Below are 1,614 nucleotides of genomic sequence, written 5' to 3' on the forward strand. Positions count from 1 at the left end.
GTTCGGCTGGTATGCCGCCCGTCGCGCCGGCCTGCCCCGCGCGCCCAGGCAACCGCGCGTCAGGCGGGGGGTCATCAAGCGCCCCGGCACCAGTCGGCCGGACGAGACCGACGCACCCGGCGAGAGCGAGCAGGCCGTCGTCGGCCGACTGGCCACCAGCAGCCGGTCCACGAGTACCGAAGGGAGCAGCGTGAGCAGCGCGGAGGTCAGCAGGCCGTCCGGGCAGGGAGGCCTGGCCGCCCAGCACCGCACGGACATCACGTTCGACGAGTACCTGATGGAGATGGCGAACATCGCCATCCAGGCCGCCTCCGACCAGGAGAAGGCCGAAGCCCTCGCGGAAGCACTCGACAAGGTCGCCGACGCCTTGCGGGACATGTCCGCCGACCTGATCGGCGACCACAACATCGCCACCGAGGTCACCGAGCTGATCTCGGACCTGGCCGACGCCGCGGCCCGGATGAGGCAGCAGGCCGAACGGTGCGCGTCCGAGTGCGGTCTCGCCCTGGAGGCCGCCAAGCTCGCGGCCTCGATGGTCGCCCGCATCTACGGCCAGGACATGGCCGCCAAGGAAGACGCGGGCCTGACGTACGCGTCGGCCGCCGCCCACCACGACTAGAAAAGGAGGCAACCCGCTGATGAGCAGCGATCTCGCACCCAGCAGCGCCAGCCCGGTGCCGGTCCCGGCCGACGACGACAACCGCTACAAGGCCGTCCAGGCCAAGCTCAAGGCACTGGGCAGCGCGCTTGACGACGCCGGCCTCGACCTGGAGGCCCTGGTGAAAAGCGTCCAGGCCAACGCCAAACGCGCAGAAGACGTGGCCCGCGACATCGGCACCGCCGGACTCGACGCGAAGTTCGTGGAGCTGACCGGCAACGTCTCGGTTGCCCTTGGGGGCGCGGCCGTGCAGGTCAAGAAGCTGAGCGACACCGCTCAGGAGACCGCCAACCTCACCCACCGGAGCCGGCGGACCCACTCCAAGCTCTACGGGGCGTTGGACGACATCCGCTCGACCCGGCGTGAGAAGACCCCCAGGCCGGGCTTCTTCAACCGCTGACCTCACTCCCCCACCCCACCCCGCCACGGGCGGCCCCGCAGACATCGCGGGGCCGCCCGTGCCCGTTCCCGAAGGAGATCCGGTGACCACGCCGCGCAGTGTCACGCTCGAACGCCTCGCCTACACCCTCGCCGCGCCTGTGCTGGCCGTGGCCCCGAACGTCTACCCCGACAGTCCCGTCAACCAGGTCGTGCAGCTCGCCGGTGTGGCCGGGGCCGGGGCATGGTTCCTCGCTTACAAGAGCGATGAGCCCGGCGTCGGACGCAAGATCCTTCGCTGGACCCCGCTGGTCCTGGCCGCCGCCGTCGACGTCGCCGCCGGACACACCACCGGCTTCGGCCCGTACTGGCTGGACGGACTGCTCGCCGCCGGATGGGCGGCGGCCGGCTACCTGGTGCTGCCGTTCTCCCGGCACACCCGCCGCCGCAACCGCCCCGCCGCCGCGGCCCCGGCCCCGCCACTGCAGGTCGCCGAAGCCCCGGAGCCGTCCCCGGCCGTGCCGGACGACGGCGCCGACCTGCTCACCCGCGAGGTGCGGATGATGTGGGAGAACGCC

The 1,614-nt window shown here is 72.0% G+C and carries 1 protein-coding gene and 2 pseudogenes; all 3 read left to right on the forward strand.

The genetic code is table 11. From position 1 onward, the window contains the following. Positions 1-619 (forward strand): annotated as a pseudogene (locus AQJ64_RS42870) (ATP/GTP-binding protein); the annotation flags it as partial. Positions 620-638: 19 nt separating this feature from the next. Then, positions 639-1,058 (forward strand): hypothetical protein, encoded by a 420-nt coding sequence (locus AQJ64_RS42875; protein WP_055637718.1) that lies wholly within the window; start codon positions 639-641, stop codon positions 1,056-1,058. Between the two features lie 82 nt (positions 1,059-1,140). Continuing rightward, a pseudogene (locus AQJ64_RS42880) lies at positions 1,141-1,614 on the forward strand (chromosome segregation protein ParM); the annotation flags it as partial.

This window comes from Streptomyces griseoruber (genome assembly GCF_001514205.1).
GTDB lineage: Bacteria > Actinomycetota > Actinomycetes > Streptomycetales > Streptomycetaceae > Streptomyces > Streptomyces griseoruber.